Consider the following 16394-nt stretch of genomic DNA (forward strand, 5'->3'; position numbering starts at 1 on the left):
TGTATGTAAATTTTTTTGAATCAATAAGTTAAGTAGCAAATTTGTTACATCAAATTTTGATTGAATGCTGTATTGGGTTAAGGCATTTCTTATAGATCTGTCATTATTGTTCAATACAATTAACAAAATATAAGTTAGTAGTAGACATAAAAGCAGGTAATCCTTTTAAAATAGGCTGTTGGGCAACCTATAAACAGTTTATTTATTAGTGTTTTTTAAGTAACTTTCTTGAGCTTATGATGGGGTTAGCTTAGTATTAAAGCACTTAGATGTATTCAAAATAGAAGTAACCAACATATGGAATTTGTTCGCCCGCTAGAGCCCATCCTCATTATTGATGACGTTAAGGAAATTCGTGATTATCTAAACCAAATCTTAACTGACTTAGGGTTTGAAGATATATTAGAAAGCGCTGATTTTAGCTCTGCCAAACCTATTATGGACAATAAACCACCAGGCGTAATATTTGTAGATGTAGATTTACCAGACTCTAACGGCGAAGATATATTGGAATACATTAATAGTGCTTACCCGCATACGCATGTTGTTATGTGCTCGGGCCACAATAGTCTCGAAAACGTACAAAACACGTGGGAAATGGGCGCTAAAGGTTTTATTGCAAAACCTTTTAATACAAAAAAAGTAGACACTGTAATGAAGCGTCTTGAAATAATAGAATAATAGTAAGGTTAGCATGCATAGTACTGTTACTGCGATTATAGAAGATCTTTCAAGTGTTATATTTGGTAAACAACAACAAATAAAACTGGCACTTACATGCTTATTTAGCGAAGGGCATTTACTCATTGAAGATTTGCCTGGCATGGGAAAAACCACTCTTTCTCATGCATTATCAGCTGTGTTAGGTTTATCGTATCAGCGTATACAATTTACCAGTGATCTTCTGCCTGCTGATATTTTGGGTACTAACGTGTTTAATTCTACCGAGCACAGTTTTACGTTTCATAAAGGCCCTATTTTTAGCCAAGTTGTTTTAGCTGATGAAATTAACCGCGCAGGGCCCAAAACACAAAGCGCGTTGCTTGAAGCAATGGAAGAGCAACAAGTAACAGTGGATGGTAAAAAATATACGCTGCCAAATCCATTTTTTGTGATAGCAACACAAAACCCGCTTTATCAATCAGGCACCTACCCGTTACCAGAGTCGCAATTAGACCGATTTTTAATGCGCATTAGCTTAGGTTTTCCTCCTAAAGAAGCCGAAAAACGCTTAATTTTGAATATGCAAAAACGAGATTACAGTCAGTTACCTAAGCGTATTGACCAACAAGAGTTAGCGGCAATTCAAACCCAGATAAGCCAAATTACTTTAAGTAGCCCGGTTATTGACTACATTATAGAGCTTGTTAATTACACACGCACAAGCAACGCTTTTGCTGGATCGTTATCACCTCGAGCCAGTATGGCTCTGGCTAAAGCGGCTAGGTCGTGGGCCTTTATTGATGGTCGTGATTTTGTAATGCCAGAAGATGTTCAAGCCGTATTTGCAAGTGTTTGTCAGCATCGATTAAGTTTGCATAACGAGTCAGGTGAAGCTCAAGTAAACGATATTTTGAAAAATGTATTAGTTCCGGTATAAACTTTTATGCCAAAAAAAACAGCTAAGCGCCCTTCTTTATTTAAGTCATTTAAGCAAAGTGTATTTAATAAGTTATTAAAAAATAAACATTTAAAAAACTCAATTACACTTGAACACAGAACAATTTATGTATTGCCATCATCCCTCGGTTGGTATTTTATAGTTGTAGCTATTTTAAACTTTGTGATGGGCATTAATTATCAAAATAATTTAATTTTAATAATGTCTTATCTTATGTTTGTGGTGATGATTATTGCTGTATTAATGGGCTACAGTAACGCTAAAGGCTTAACGGTTAAATTTAAAGATGCATTTAACAGCTACGCTCCTCAAAAACCGAGTATTATATTTGAATTACACAGTCCTAGAGTTACTCAATCTATTAATTTAACATATCAAGGTAGTGAGCAAACTCACAAACATACCAGTCAAGTTGATAATAAACCTCAGTTACTTACACTCAACTTACCCTACAGCTCACGCGGTAAGTACTCAGTGCAACGTATTAAAATAGCGAGTAACTATCCCTTTGGCTTAATAACTGTCTGGAGCTACATTCAATTACAAGAAGACGTATTTGTATATCCGTCGCTTGAACAAGTACACAGTGATGCGCATGTTTCTATGCTTGATGAGCAAGCCGATAAAGGTATTTCTACACAATCTGGTAGCGAAGAGTTTGAGTCTCTTATCCCACATATACCAGAGATGGGCTTGCAAAGAATATCGTGGAAGCATTACGCAAAAACACAGCAGTTGTTAGTTAAAGAGTTTGTAGACTTTAAAACAGCAAATGCGCTTCTCGATTTTACGTTAATGAATGGAGATACAGAGCAGCGCTTAAGCCAGTTATGCTTTTTAGTGTGTGAAGCAACCGAGAAAAACACCCCTTTTATGTTAAAGCTACCGAATAAAACAATAAATACAAATACCGGACAGCAACATAAGCAGCAATGCTTAGAATTATTATGCTCATTTAATGGTGATGTGTAATGGACATACTTAAAAACGAAAAAGTAATAAATTATTCGCTGTCTTTTATATATGCATGTTTGATTGTATTTTTTGTATCACATTTACCGCTTGTTTTTGTTGGTGTACTTTCACTTATTTGTGCCTGGAATTTTTACATAACGCTGAGTAATAAACCAAAGCCAAATACTTGGCTGGCAAATATACTCGCAGGTGTGTCACTCGGTTTAATGCTCTACACAGTAGGCATGTCGGATACGGTTATTTTATTTGTGGCCATGCTGCTACTTGCTAGTTTATTTAAGCTGCTGCAGGCTAAAACCAAAAAACACTATCACGTAATTACAACGCTTACGTTTTTTTCACTCTCATCGGTGTATTTATTTAACCAAAGCATTTTAACGACTTTAACTGTAAGTAGTTTATACATATTAAACTTTGCAGTACTTGGCCTACTCGAGTCCAAACATAATTTAAAAATAGCCTCTAAGCAAAGTGGTAAATTGCTACTTTTAGCGCTTCCTTTAGCTATATTTTTACTGCTTTTTTTACCAAAAATGCCCGCCTTTTGGCAGCTTCCTGGGCCTAAGCTTGCTAAAACAGGGCTTTCTGAACAAGTCGATCCATTCGATATTGCAAAGCTGTCAAACTCAGATGAACTTGTGTTTAGAGCTAAATTTAATAAAGAAAAGCCTGTAGCGCCTTATTATTGGCGAGCAATAGTCCATGATGAGTTTAATGGTAATGCGTGGCTTACGTCTGACTTTTTAAAATATAATAATTTAAAAACAAATACTCAGAGCGAAAATGATGAGCAACTTATTTCAAGCTACTCAGTTATTACAGAGCCTGCTACACAAAAATGGCTCTATGGTTTAGCGTATTCCAGTAGTAACTCACCAAATGTTGAAGGTAATTCGCTGGGTTTATTGCGTAAAAAAAGTCGACAAGCTAAAAACTTACAATACGATGTAAATAGCTATAACTTTACAACTTTACCGCTTGGCGAATTTGAAGAAAAACGCTACATATACCTCGCTTATAAAAAGAACGTAAAAACATCATCACTTGCTAAAACCTTAAAGCAAAATACACACTCTGATCGCGAGTTTTATAACCGCTTATTACAATACTTTGCAGGTACGGGATTTACTTACACATTAACACCCACGCCTATGAGTGGCGATAACACCATAGACCAATTTTTATTTGATAACCAACGTGGATTTTGTGGCCACTATGCCAGTGCCGCCGCGTACATTTTTAGAAACGCAGGTATACCCGCTCGACTAGTAAGTGGCTATTTAGGTGGTGAATTAAACCAAGATAATAATACGCTAACAGTTCGCCAGTACGACGCACATGCATGGGTAGAAGTATATTTACAAAACGAAGGTTGGGTTATTTTTGATGCAACTGCTGTTGTCGCACCGGAGCGTTTAAATGGCTCGCTTTCGCAAAACGAAGAGCTGAATGACGAATTTAAAAGTAATCTTGATTTTGGTTTAGTGAGTTTAAGTAATTTCCCCGCTATTAATTGGTTAAGGTTGGAACTTGAAAATCTCGATTATCAATGGTCTAGCTGGGTACTTGGTTTTGACGAAGAAAAACAAAATGATTTTTTAAAATCAATTTTTGGTAGTAAAAATATTTGGCTTGTACCATTAATGGTTTTACTAACAGCTGGTTTTTGTTTTATAGGTTATTTTATTTATTTAAACTTACCAAAACGCCCAGCTAAATTAGCGCCTATGGTTAAAGAGTTTTATGAAGTAAAAGTATGGGCAAAAAAACAAAAAATAAATACACCCGATAATTTAACACCGAGTCAGCAGTTAGACTTTTTTGCTGGTCAACTTCCTCATTCTGCACAATCCATAAACACTTTTAGGCAGTTATTTAACCAAGTACGCTATGGTAAAAAACCTTTTACGAAAGAGCGTAAAACTCAGGCTAAAGATCTGATAAAATTAATTAAAATTTCCAAATAGAGAATACTATGAATGCTGTTGTTATAGGCGTTATTTTAATGCTCGGGCTATCTCTGGCTCGCGTTAACGTCATTGTTGCCATGATCATAAGCGCGTTAGTTGCAGGTCTTACTGCAGGTTTGGGCATAAAAGAAAGTGTTGATGCGTTTAATTCTGGCCTTTCAGCTGGAGCTGAAATTGCACTAAGTTATGCTATGCTCGGTGCGTTTGCCGTTGCTATTTCTAAGTCGGGTTTAACACGCATTCTCGCTGATAAGCTACTTGCTAAAGTAAATGCAAAAGGCAGCGGTAATGAAACATTTTTAAGTTACTTCATTTTATTAATTATTTTAGGTTGTGCAATTTCTTCGCAAAACTTAGTACCTGTACACATAGCATTTATTCCTATTTTGATTCCGCCGTTACTCGTTGTTTTTAATCAGCTAAGATTAGACAGGCGTGCTATAGCGTGTATTTTGACATTTGGATTAGCAACGTCTTACATGGTGCTGCCTTATGGTTTTGGCGGTATTTACTTATATTCTATTTTGCATAAAAACCTGGTTGATAACGGCCTAGATATTGTAAATACCCAAGTACCTATGGCGATGATAATTCCTGCATTAGGTATGTTTATTGGATTACTTATTGCGGTATTTATTACCTACAGAAAACGCCGTGAATATATTGAACAAACATTAACAACCCAGAGTAAATCGGCTGATGTCGAAAACCCTAAAAAAGTAATGGTTGTAGGGCTTTTTGCAGTACTTGCCTCACTTGTTGCACAAAACCTAAGTGGCTCTATGATTTTAGGTGGTTTAGTAGGTGTAATGATATTTAGTGTATTTGGTGTAGTTAAGTGGGAAGAAAACGGCGACGTATTTAGCAAAGGCGTTGCGATGATGGCCATGATTGGCTTTATTATGATATCGGCACAAGGCTTTGCATCGGTTATGCAAGCCACTGGCGATGTAGCAAGCTTAGTGCACAGCACGGCCGCTCTTTTTGATGGTAATAAACCCCTTGCTGCCGGTGTTATTTTGTTAGTCGGGTTATTAATTACAATGGGAATTGGTAGTTCGTTTTCAACAGTGCCAATTATTGCAACTTTGTTTGTTCCTTTGTGCTTAGACCTCGGGTTTTCTGTTATGGCTACCGCTGCACTGGTTGGTACTGCGGGCGCTTTAGGTGATGCGGGCTCCCCTGCTTCAGACTCAACGCTTGGCCCAACATCAGGTTTAAATGCCGATGGCCAGCACGACCATATTAGAGACTCTGTTATTCCAACGTTTATTCACTTTAACATTCCGCTGCTGATATTTGGCTGGATTGCAGCAATGGTGCTTTAAGTAGTATTTTTGTAAGTATTAGCAAGTGTAATTAAAAGCTAAATATAACTAAGAAGGTATGTTAAAAGCATACCTCTTTAGTATCCAAAACCAACAACGCTCACCCCTATCAATCCCTCCAAGTTTGATTATCTTTTAGTTAATATCAGCTCTGTTGTTGAGGTTATACTTAATAAATATTTAGTATGATGTGTTCTTTAAGGGGTTTTATATAAGCACCAATTAAGGTGCTCATATAAATTTACTTTAGTGTATATTCAAAGCTTTAAATTAATCAAAACCATAAATCATTTTATCGCATACTACCGGCGTCGGTCTGTGGTTATCATCAACTGCAACAAACGTAAAGCTGCCACTAATGGCTGAATGTTTATCGTCTTTGTGCATCGTTTCTAATAATATATCTACGTCAACTTTTAAGCTGGTGTTACCTACATGCACTACTTTAGCTATTAACTCTGCAAAAGTACCTGCTGGTATGGCTTCTTTAAAGTCGACTCTATCAGATGATATAGTTACCAAAGGCTTACGGCAAAAACGAGTTGCTGCTATAAATGCCACTTCATCCATCCACGCCAGTGCATCACCACCAAATAAAGTATTGTGATGATTAGTACGCCCTGGAAACACGGTTTTAGTTACCGATGTGGTTGAGTCTTCAATACGCTGAGCAATTATTGCATCGCGATTTACGTCAGTCATAATCTCTACTTTTTGTTTGCTAATGTATCTTGCATTAGTAATGCAGGATCAAGGCGTTCGCCTTTCCAGTTAAAACGCCAATCTAGGTGAGGACCCGTTACACGCCCTGTTGCACCAATTTCAGCTACTTTGTTACCTTGCTCTATTTTATCACCCACTTTTACATCAAGCTTACTTAAGTGAATGTAAGTTGAGGTAATACCGTGACCATGATCAATAATTAATGTACCGCCAGAGTAGTATAAATCAGGTTCAGCAAATACCACGGTACCACTAATAGGCGCGTAAACAGGTGAGCCCGTTTTATTGGCAATGTCTAAGCCAAAGTGCGGACGACGAGGCTCGCCATTAAAATAACGCTGGCTACCATAAACACCCGATATGCGCCCTTCTGCAGGCTTTAGCACAGGGTCTAAAAAGTACAATAAATCAGAGTCTACTTCTCTGGCTTTTCGTACCGCAACGGCTTCGCGGCTTATACGCGCACTAACTTCTTTTGGCGGAGAGACATATTTTTTAGCTACGCCGGTAATTTTATCAATTTTATATTCGCGCTTAGTGATAGCTATTGGCTGTGAATGCGATTTACCATTGTTATCTACCCATTTTAAAGTATGAGTAGTTTCTGCGTCTCGACCAAAACCAAATACAAAATCACCCTTTGGTGAAAGTTTTAAGCTTTTGCCATCTAAGCTTACTGATTTAGCGTTTTCTAGCTTTCCAGTAACTAAACCGCCTTGTGTTAAATGTCCTTTTAACTCAAGCGCCATAGCACTAAAACTAGCAGAGGCAACAAGCGCTGTTACTAAAAGTGTTTTAAACATAACTAATCGATCCTTTTCCAACACCTTCATAAGCCGTTACTTTCACAGCTTTTTCTGGGTATTGGGCTTTAATTTGGCCTGCTACATGTTCAGCAATACATTCTACAGTGGTATCTACTGGCAAAATGTCGCAACGAGACTCGCTTATAGCCATTTCAAAATAGCCTTGTGCCGATGTATAAGCAAAACATACATCACCCGCTTTGGCTGGTATGTGTTTTAAATCAGCTGCGTTAATTTGATCTTCACTGGTGGCTAAGTAAATATCTTCCCACTTTTGAGACCATTCTTTTTGCAAGCGTGGCATAGAAATACCATCTAGGCTAATACCAATTTGAGAACGATGCCCATGAATAATACGCTGGCAATTACCGTCATGCTTTTTAAGGCCATGGCTGTAATGATAGTAAAAACTTTGGCTGTGTTCAGGCTTAAGAGACAGCTCAATTTTTTCAATGTTATCTGGTAGCTTCGGTAAAATAGTCGCAATTAAAAATTCGGTAACCGATTCAACAGTTACTTCGTCTGCGTTAATCATGCAATAAGCTTGATGAGGGGCACTCATAGCTAAGTGGTTGTTTTCACCAAATGTACAGTCGAGTGTTTTATGCTCGTCAAATTCAGATACAGTGCCATTAAGCCCTGTAGGAATTGCTAAACGGTGATCAATACACTCATCTATAATGCCTTTAATTTGCTTTTTAACTAAACCAAAATCTAAAACCATAGACTCTTCGTTAAGTTTACCGTGCAAAGTTAAATCAACAATCCAGCTCTCGCCAACGGCGCCGCGTTTGTTACATAAGTAAGAAAAATCAATCACAGTTAGTGAGTTAACAAAAAGGATCATAAACTTCCTTTAGACTGGTTATAAGACAGCGTTAATTATAATGATTTCTGATTGTAATTGCGCGGTTTTATAGTGCAAAAACCAATCGCGTTGATTGATTGATGATTTAATATGCAATATTTTGATTTTTTAACTGCTCCGAGTTGTTTAGCGTACAAGTGTACGCTAAAGTACTTGGCAATTTCTAAGCGAAGATAAGTGTTATGGAACCTAAAAATAGCTATACAAAAGAAGAGTTGATCCTGTGTGGTCAAGGTGAAATGTTTGGTGAAGGTAACTGCCGTTTACCAAGTGACAACATGTTAATGATGGATCGCATTACCTCTATTACTGCTGATGGCGGTATTCATGGGAAAGGCGAAATTGTTGCTGAGCTTGATATTGACCCTAGCCTTTGGTTTTTCGATTGTCATTTTAAAGGCGACCCAGTAATGCCAGGTTGTTTAGGCTTAGATGCTATGTGGCAACTAGTTGGTTTTTACTTAGGTTGGTCTGGTGGCCCTGGTCTTGGCCGTGCGCTAGGTGTGGGTGAAGTTAAATTTACTGGCCAAATTTTACCAACTAATAAAAAAGTAACTTACCGCCTTGTAATGAAACGCGTAATTAAACGTAAATTGTTCATGGGCGTTGCAGATGGCACTGTAGAAGTAGATGGCCGAGTAATCTACGAAGCAAAAGATTTAAAAGTGGGCTTGTTCCAAGACACTAGCGCGTTTTAATTTTTTAAATGCGTACAAAAAGGCCTCCAATGTGGAGGCCTTTTTGCTTAAATTCGATTCTTGATTTTAGGTTTTATACATGTTGCGGTTTTCAATCGCTTCACGCCAACCTCCTAACCACTCTGATTTGGGATCTACTTGTTGATAAGGGCATAGCTCTTTTGAGCGACCTGCTAAACCTGCTTTAAAACCTTGAGAATGAGCTCTTTCTAAACGATCTCTTTTCTGTCTCTTCATCGGTAATATCCTCACCTTTTTATTTATATATTGTGTAGCATTAGTGAAATCTACATTTAATGAATAGTTAATAAAAATGTAAAACTCAAATCGCAAAAGCAATTAAATTGTTTGACTTTAACTAAGCTGCTGATGCAAAAATGAATTAACATTTAAAAAAGTAAGTGGTCATACAACATTTAATTTGACCGGTTTTATGCTAAATAAAATGCGACTCAATAATCGCTAAATGTACTTAAGTACATATTTACGACCTGTGTATTTTGACTAAGTTCCGAACAAAAATGTAATCGTGACACTTTTATTTCATTAATCCTAAATAAGTAGTTCACCCTAAATATGATCTATTTTTAAACAATTTAAATTTACACTTGATTATTTAAAGTCGATCGGTCTAATATAGAAGAATGAATAAAAATACATCAACGCCAATACGTCGTGGTCGCCCACCTAAAATAGCCAGAGAGAACGCCGATACCAAAGCGTTACTTATTCGCACGGGCCTAGAAACATTAACTGAGTTTGGCTTTAGCGCCACGGGGTTAGATACTATTTTAAAAAAAGCGGCTGTACCTAAAGGCTCTTTTTATCATTACTTTAAAAGTAAAGAAGCCTACGGCATTGCCCTAGTTGATGCATACGACAGTTATTTTATTGCCAAGCTTACCCATTACCTGCAACAAGAAGATGTTCCCCCACTTGAACGAATCGTTAATTTTACCCAAAGCGCAATTAAAGGAATGAAAAAATACGATTACAAACGTGGGTGTTTAGTCGGTAACTTAAATCAAGAGCTTAACCATTTAAGTGAAGAGTTTAAAACCAGGTTAATGCAAAGCTATACCGCTTGGCAAAACCATGTAGAAGTTTGCTTAAACCAAGCTAAGCAACAAGGCACTATTGCAAGCCATGTAAATACAAAATTGATGAGTGAGTACTTTTGGATTGGGTGGGAAGGTGCGGTTATGCGCGCAAAGCTCACAAAATCAAATACCCCACTTACTTTATATACAGAAATGTTTTTACGCGCATTACTAACCTAATGCGTTTTTATTTACCAATTAAAAGACGATCGGTCTAAAAGGATATCCCATGAATAACCCAATTAAAGCCATTGTTATTAATAAAGAAGATAATAACTACAGCGCCTCATTATCGACTATCCAAAGCAGTGATTTACCAAACGAAAACGTGTCTATTGACGTGCAATACAGCACACTTAACTATAAAGATGGTTTAGCAATTACTGGTAAAGGCCCCGTTGTGCGCAGTTTTCCTATGGTGCCAGGTATCGATTTAGTGGGTACAGTTACTAATTCCACCAGCGATGAATTTAAAAATGGCGATAACGTAATATTAAATGGTTTTGGTGTAGGCGAAAAACATTGGGGCGGGCTTGCTCAAAAAGCGGCACTTAATAGCGATTGGCTAATCCCCTTACCTACTGGTATTTCACCAAAACAAGCGATGCAAATAGGTACCGCTGGTTACACTGCTATGCTAAGTGTTATAGCACTTGAAAAACAAGGTATTACGCCTGAATCTGGCGAAATACTGGTAACAGGTGCCAATGGTGGCGTAGGCAGCTTTGCTATTTATTTATTAAACCAACTTGGTTACAACGTAACAGCAGCAACAGGTCGATTAGATCAAAGTGAGTATTTAAAAGAGTTAGGTGCTAAACAGGTAATTGACAGAAATGAGCTTTCAAACCCTGGTAAGCCTTTACAAAAAGAGCGCTTTGCAGCGGCAATAGATTCTGTAGGTAGCCATACACTTGCCAATATTTGTGCATCATTAAAATATGGGGGTGTAGTAACCGCCTGCGGACTTGCCCAAGGCATGGATTTACCTGCCTCAGTTGCCCCGTTTATATTACGTGGTGTGTCACTAATAGGCATTGATAGCGTAATGCGCCCTAAAGCCGACAGAATTGAAGCGTGGGATCGTTTAGCTAAATTAGTAAGCGCCGATTATTTAGATAAAATTTCGACTGAAATATCACTAGAACACGTAATTGATAACGCAGAGCTACTTATGCAAGGCAAAATTCGCGGTCGTGTTGTAGTTAATTGTCAAAGTTAAGCTATTTACACTGTTAAAGCCTCGTTATTAAATTTATAATGCAATTTGTATTTTAATAACGAGGCAACACCTATGAGCAACCAAGAACTTTTCAGTAATAATCCACTGCAAGGCGTTAAATTAGAACAAGTGGTTGAAGAGCTGGTTGAACAATACGGGTGGGAGCTCCTACACGCTTATTTACAACTTAACTGCTTTAAAAACAATCCTGATATAAAGTCAGCGGTTAAATTTTTACGTAAAACACAATGGGCACAAGAAAAAGTAGATAATTTTTACCTTTATCGCCTAAAAAACTTACCTAAGCCTGATGATGTGCAATACGAATTACCGCCACGCGATCGCGTGATCCCAGCTGATCATAAACCTGGTGAGCCATGTGAGTTAAGTTTTAGTGATGCAAAACGCATTATGGAAAAAAAAGCATCAAAGCAACGTGCTCGCGATCGTAAACAACGCTCTAATTCTAGTAACCCTTGGGGTAACTAAACACGCTAATTTAATTTTGTAGAGCTATTTTAAATGGCTCTACAACTCTCTTTTATCAATTTCTATTACATCCACGCCTTATAGAGAAAAAATAGAAATCAATACCCTCGGTTTTTCCAAAAATCTGTTTCAGTACGCTTTGCCTCTAATGCCACCTTAAATGTTTTATCAGCAATGATTTTTCCATTAAGCTCAATCGTCATACGCCAATCACCCAATTTATTCTCTATTGGCAACCAAAGCGTGTCGCCTAAATAAAAGTTCCAATCACTGTTTTTAACGTATACATCGCCTTCAAAGGGGTCCATTACATCACCGTGACTGTCTGGAATATCTGGGTGGTATATACAGTAGCGAAGCTTTTCGCCTTTGCCCTTTTTAATATTTACGATTAAGCCAAACTCAACATCTACCTCAGCTATTACATTTGTTGTAAATTGCTCTATTTGTGGCAATGCTTTACTTTCGCTATCCCACTTAGAGTAAATACCGTGACTTTGTAACGTCACTACAGGTTTTGTTTTAGCCATTAAGGTAACCTTTTATATTAGCTATTTTTGCATTAGTTTAACTTTTTGAAATTTTAAAATAAAACACAATCCAATAAAGTTAAATCTCAACTTAGCTTTAATACTTCGCCTATTAACATCATTGCTAATTTGTCATCATTGTTTACACACTATTTGCACAATTGCTGATTATTGTTTGAGTAACTTAATTGAACAGGTAAGCAGCAATGAAACTACACGCACTTAATATTAAAAACTCAAATAGGATAAATGCTATAAAGCTAAGTACCTTGGCTCTAGTTGTTTCATCGTTAGTTGCTTGCGGAGGTGGAGAAGGCATAGTTGATACCTCAACAACTTTAGATTCATCTCAAAATATCACAGATAACGGTACAGGTACGAGTAGCTCAACCCAAGGCGTGCTTTGTGAATATAGCTACAGTGAATATAACGAGTCAGAATCAGTACAAGCCACCAGCGCTGCAGATTGGTCATGCACAGGAACTACACGCGACTTAGTAGCTAATGGCATACCTGATCACGAAGTAGGCACCTTTCCTAATGCAGATAACCCAAATACTATTTCTGAACAATCAGTAAATGAAAGCTACACACTTGAGCCTGTAGAAACAACACAAGCAACCATGCTTGGTGGCCCTCGTGGAATGATAGGCGTTGTACTTAACGGCATTAAAATAGACGCCGGCACAGGCGGAAGTTGCGATGATTCAGGCACCGATTGCGATTTAGGTGACAACAGCGGTAATTGGAATATAGAAGCCTTAAGCCAAGACACGTTTAGTTTTGGAACAGACGACAACAATGCACACGTACAACCCGATGGCACATATCATTATCATGGTATGCCTGAAGGCTTTGTAACACTGCGAGGTGGTAATAGCTCCACTATGACTCTAATAGGCTGGGCAGCAGACGGCTTTCCTATTTATGCACGTTACGGCTATTCAGACTCAAGTGATGCAACTTCAGCCCTAACCGCAATGACCGCAAGCTACCAGCACGTAACAACGGTAAGCGCAAACCGCCCTTCTACTGATATATACCCATTAGGTACATTTGCACAAGATTGGGAATACGTAGCAGGCTCTGGTGATTTAGACGAATGTAATGGCCGTGTTGGCGTAACACCTGAGTTTCCTGATGGGATATACCACTACTACGCAACAGACACTTACCCGTTTTTTCAACGCTGCGTTAAAGGCGAAGTTTAATTAGGAGTAAGTTATGCCTTATATGAAAAATTATCTGTTAAGTGCGGCCACCTTGGGCTTACTAAGCACATCAACCTTAGCAAACGCACATTTAATGGTTGCAGAGCACGGTACGCTTAATTTTATTGATAATAACGTGTTTATTGTGCTTTCAATCCCTATGTCGGCTTTTAAAAGGGTTGATGAAAACAAAGATGGCAAAGTGTCAATAATTGAGTTTAACGCTCATAAAAAGCTAATAGCTAAACGAGTTAAAAAGAACGTTTATTTAGCGGATCATCAGTATAAATTTACTATTGACGGACTTTTACTAAACCCAGAAGCGTCGCATACACATAAAAGCAACAATATAGACCAAGTAACCATTACTGGGCGCTACTCTTTGCCTAGTAAACTAACCAAGGTTAACTTTAACGTTAAGCTATTTAGTAACAATGAGCACAAGCAGCACTATCAAATTACAGCGGTTAATAAAACGCAAAAGCTAACTCATCAATTTGAGCTATCACCAATGTCGCCCTTTAGTAAGGTGTTTACTAATTAGTGATACTTACCCAAATAATTAAGTAGCAAAGAGTACAAGTTAAACCAATTTGTGCTCTTTTTTATTTTTGTCGTCTTATTTAACACTCTTTAGTGAAGGGTTCTTTCTATAAAGATACAAGCTTGGGATTTTTAGGAAAATAATGCTCTTGTTGCTGCTCACATAAACTAAACTCACGGGTGTTTTTATATGGGAGTTTCATAAAGCCCGCAACACCCACGTCCGTAATATTTACCGCGTATTGCATTAGTTTATTAAGAAGGCGTTTAAACTCAACCTCTTTGCTCGAATCGAGTAAGCGGTAGTAATGGTGAATCTTCATTCTGTCGGGCAGTGCTTCAAAAATAATACACCCCGTATGATGAATTTGGTTAAGCTCAAATACGCATTTAATAACTTTTTTAGGTAGCTGTAGTTGCTCATCAGGGTCTTTACCGTCTTCAAAGTATGAATGGGGACGGGTTATGTCGTTTACTTTCATGCTTACAACTTCGTATTCAAGCTCTGGCAGACTATCAAACTTAAATGCACCGGTGCCATCTCTCTCTAACTGAATAGTTTTACGGGCATCGAACAAACAACACTTAAATAACCCTTTTTGATTAATCGCTTGGGCTAGCATCACTGTGTTATTAATCGCATCACTAAAGGCATCACCCAATGATTCGTCATGCATTATTAAAGATGATTCAACAAACATTGACTCATCCTTCCAATGAAAACTAAGCCCACCTACTACAGGGTACTTAGCTAATCGGCTTATTGATGCCAAAAAAGCTTTTTCGGTATCGCCTGTATCAAACAAAAACTCTTTATAATAGCGGTCAAGTTGCGCGTCGTTTATATCTAGTAATTGCTCGTTATGATCGGCTTGGCGTAAAAACTGTTTTCGTGAACTATATACCACCGTGTCGGGCTGCTCGTCGTTGCCATACCAAAAAGGGATATCTGCTTTTTTTTGTTTTTTATCAAGTTCAGGTAAATACATTTTGGCCATAGTTGTAATGTTACGCATAAAGTAATCACCAGCACCATCACGTATGGCCTTACTTTTTGACAGCATGCCATCAATCACCTTAGCCAGCTCTTTTGGGAGCCCTAAGCTGCTTGCAGGGATGGCTTGTGCACCAAAGCGGCACGACTGCGCCGACGCTAACGCATATAACGTAGCGGCTACACCTTGTTCGTCAAATCGTGGGGATGATTGCTCTCCCGACATTTGCGCTTCACCAATAAAGTACACATCGCCCATACGGGCATTCGTTGTGCTTAAATCGCCCGACATTAAATCCATAAAGTTACTGGCAACAGGGTTACCATCACTATCGAGCTGTGCATACACAGAGCTGCCCCAATCCACTAATGAAAGCGCGTCAGTGTTTGCATCCCAAACAAGGTTTGAAGGTTTTATATCGCCATGCACTATAGGTTGTGGGCTAACGCCGTTTTTGTGACTACGTAAATCAATTAATACATTACGTAACCTAACAGCTAACGCCATTATTTGCGCGGCACTAAAGCGCCCTGTTTTAAGCGATACTTTTTCAAGATCCTCTCCAATGGCGCGCGCCATCATTAAAATCCCTTGTTTTTTAATTCGCTCAAATGCATAAAAGGTAGGCACTAAGGGGTTATTAATTTGCGAAAGCATATACGCTTCGTCTTCTAGGCGGTCGCGTACACTTTGGGCAAGCGTAATACGCGAAAACTTAAATACCCAAGGTAAGCCGTTATCGTCATCACCTGCAAACACAAAACCAAAAGCACCCGAGCCAATCATTTCAACGTTTTTGTAGCCCAGCAGTGTTAGCTGCTTAATACAAATATTAAGCCACTGGCGGTGTTTTTTAGCATCGCGGTGCGAAAGCAAATAAACAGATTGCTCTTCGTTGATATAAAAATTGCGGATTTCTTTGGCTTTCAATACAGGTACTCAAATTTATAAAACTAACTAGGGCGTGTTGATCTTTGTTGATTGAAATTTGTTCAATCCAAGGAAGATTAAATCGCGGCGCGAGGTTTGTAACCTAGTGGGCTAAGTAAAAACCGAGCAACAAAGAGTTAATCGTCCCTAGAAAGAACCCAAAGGGCAGCGCATGTTTGGTATTTATGCTGCGTTATCGCCTATTCATGGGGAATAACCACACTACATAGGCTCCGCCTTGCCTAAAAACCAAACATACTGCTGCAAATTCACCCACCAAAGATCAACACGCCCTAATTATTAGTTTTATGTAATGAGATTACAATAGGTTAAATAAGAGTTTTGAAATCGTGGAATAAAACAGCGCTAAAGTAGCGCCATAGCA

The 16394-nt window shown here is 38.2% G+C and carries 17 protein-coding genes; 11 read left to right on the top strand and 6 right to left on the bottom strand.

Annotated elements, in window-relative coordinates; all coding sequences use genetic code 11:
- The first annotated feature begins 297 nt into the window (after positions 1-297).
- Genes EU510_RS04060 through EU510_RS04080 form a run of 5 tightly spaced genes read left to right on the top strand, consistent with a single transcriptional unit; the run spans position 298 to position 5894 of the window.
- The gene (locus EU510_RS04060) at positions 298-681 is read left to right on the top strand and encodes a response regulator (RefSeq protein ID WP_149592372.1); all 384 of its coding nucleotides are present in this window, start codon (positions 298-300) and stop codon (positions 679-681) included.
- A 13-nt stretch (positions 682-694) separates the two neighbouring features.
- Positions 695-1600: an AAA family ATPase gene (locus tag EU510_RS04065; RefSeq protein WP_149592373.1), complete on the top strand. Its 906-nt coding sequence runs from the start codon at positions 695-697 to the stop codon at positions 1598-1600.
- Positions 1601-1606: 6 nt separating this feature from the next.
- A complete protein-coding gene (locus EU510_RS04070; RefSeq protein ID WP_149592374.1) occupies positions 1607-2593 on the top strand; it encodes a DUF58 domain-containing protein in 987 nt (328 codons plus the stop codon).
- Positions 2593-4563: a transglutaminaseTgpA domain-containing protein gene (locus tag EU510_RS04075; RefSeq protein WP_149592375.1), complete on the top strand. Its 1971-nt coding sequence runs from the start codon at positions 2593-2595 to the stop codon at positions 4561-4563. The genes EU510_RS04070 and EU510_RS04075 overlap by 1 nt, the downstream gene beginning before the upstream one ends.
- 8 nt (positions 4564-4571) lie before the next feature.
- Positions 4572-5894, top strand: coding sequence for a Na+/H+ antiporter family protein (locus EU510_RS04080; protein ID WP_149592376.1), 1323 nt, complete (start codon positions 4572-4574; stop codon positions 5892-5894).
- A gap of 270 nt (positions 5895-6164) precedes the next feature.
- On the opposite strand, the gene EU510_RS04085 is transcribed toward EU510_RS04080, so the two are convergent.
- Genes EU510_RS04085 through EU510_RS04095 form a run of 3 tightly spaced genes read right to left on the bottom strand, consistent with a single transcriptional unit; the run spans position 6165 to position 8270 of the window.
- On the bottom strand, positions 6165-6596 hold the full coding sequence (locus tag EU510_RS04085; protein ID WP_002960891.1) for an acyl-CoA thioesterase: 432 nt from the start codon (positions 6594-6596) through the stop codon (positions 6165-6167).
- 5 nt (positions 6597-6601) lie between these two features.
- Positions 6602-7420 (bottom strand): M23 family metallopeptidase, encoded by an 819-nt coding sequence (locus EU510_RS04090; RefSeq protein WP_149592377.1) that lies wholly within the window; start codon positions 7418-7420, stop codon positions 6602-6604.
- Positions 7413-8270, bottom strand: a complete 858-nt coding sequence (locus tag EU510_RS04095; RefSeq protein ID WP_002960893.1) for a 6-carboxytetrahydropterin synthase — start codon at positions 8268-8270, stop codon at positions 7413-7415. Before EU510_RS04095 ends, EU510_RS04090 begins: the two co-directional genes overlap by 8 nt.
- Before the next feature lie 203 nt (positions 8271-8473).
- Here EU510_RS04095 and fabA point away from each other — a divergent pair, with 203 nt between their 5' ends.
- On the top strand, positions 8474-8989 hold the full coding sequence (gene fabA / locus EU510_RS04100) for a bifunctional 3-hydroxydecanoyl-ACP dehydratase/trans-2-decenoyl-ACP isomerase (protein ID WP_002960896.1): 516 nt from the start codon (positions 8474-8476) through the stop codon (positions 8987-8989).
- 66 nt (positions 8990-9055) lie between these two features.
- Here fabA and rmf read toward each other — a convergent pair whose 3' ends face one another.
- Positions 9056-9226 (bottom strand): ribosome modulation factor, encoded by a 171-nt coding sequence (gene rmf, locus EU510_RS04105; protein ID WP_002960897.1) that lies wholly within the window; start codon positions 9224-9226, stop codon positions 9056-9058.
- A 407-nt stretch (positions 9227-9633) separates the two neighbouring features.
- On the opposite strand from rmf, the gene EU510_RS04110 reads away from it, so the two are divergent.
- The 3 genes from EU510_RS04110 to EU510_RS04120 all read left to right on the top strand — a co-directional run bounded on the left by EU510_RS04110 (position 9634) and on the right by EU510_RS04120 (position 11800).
- Positions 9634-10269, top strand: a complete 636-nt coding sequence (locus EU510_RS04110) for a TetR/AcrR family transcriptional regulator (protein WP_024589313.1) — start codon at positions 9634-9636, stop codon at positions 10267-10269.
- Positions 10270-10318: 49 nt separating this feature from the next.
- Positions 10319-11311 (top strand): MDR family oxidoreductase, encoded by a 993-nt coding sequence (locus tag EU510_RS04115; protein ID WP_149592378.1) that lies wholly within the window; start codon positions 10319-10321, stop codon positions 11309-11311.
- Positions 11312-11383: 72 nt separating this feature from the next.
- Positions 11384-11800 (top strand): VF530 family DNA-binding protein, encoded by a 417-nt coding sequence (locus EU510_RS04120; RefSeq protein WP_149592379.1) that lies wholly within the window; start codon positions 11384-11386, stop codon positions 11798-11800.
- A 98-nt stretch (positions 11801-11898) separates the two neighbouring features.
- On the opposite strand, the gene EU510_RS04125 is transcribed toward EU510_RS04120, so the two are convergent.
- A complete protein-coding gene (locus EU510_RS04125) occupies positions 11899-12330 on the bottom strand; it encodes a DUF3859 domain-containing protein (protein WP_149592380.1) in 432 nt (143 codons plus the stop codon).
- A 206-nt stretch (positions 12331-12536) separates the two neighbouring features.
- Between EU510_RS04125 and EU510_RS04130 the strand changes: the two genes are divergently transcribed.
- Together EU510_RS04130 and EU510_RS04135 are read left to right on the top strand one after the other, a co-directional pair.
- The gene (locus tag EU510_RS04130) at positions 12537-13541 is read left to right on the top strand and encodes a YHYH protein (RefSeq protein ID WP_149592381.1); all 1005 of its coding nucleotides are present in this window, start codon (positions 12537-12539) and stop codon (positions 13539-13541) included.
- Between the two features lie 13 nt (positions 13542-13554).
- Entirely contained in the window at positions 13555-14085 is a 531-nt protein-coding gene (locus EU510_RS04135) for a hypothetical protein (RefSeq protein ID WP_149592382.1), read from the top strand.
- Positions 14086-14191: 106 nt separating this feature from the next.
- On the opposite strand, the gene EU510_RS04140 is transcribed toward EU510_RS04135, so the two are convergent.
- Complete coding sequence (locus EU510_RS04140; protein ID WP_149592383.1) at positions 14192-16009, bottom strand: protein kinase domain-containing protein; 1818 nt, start codon at positions 16007-16009, stop codon at positions 14192-14194.
- Positions 16010-16394 lie beyond the last annotated feature (385 nt).

The organism is Pseudoalteromonas sp. FUC4 (assembly GCF_008370255.1).
Taxonomy (GTDB): Bacteria; Pseudomonadota; Gammaproteobacteria; order Enterobacterales; family Alteromonadaceae; genus Pseudoalteromonas.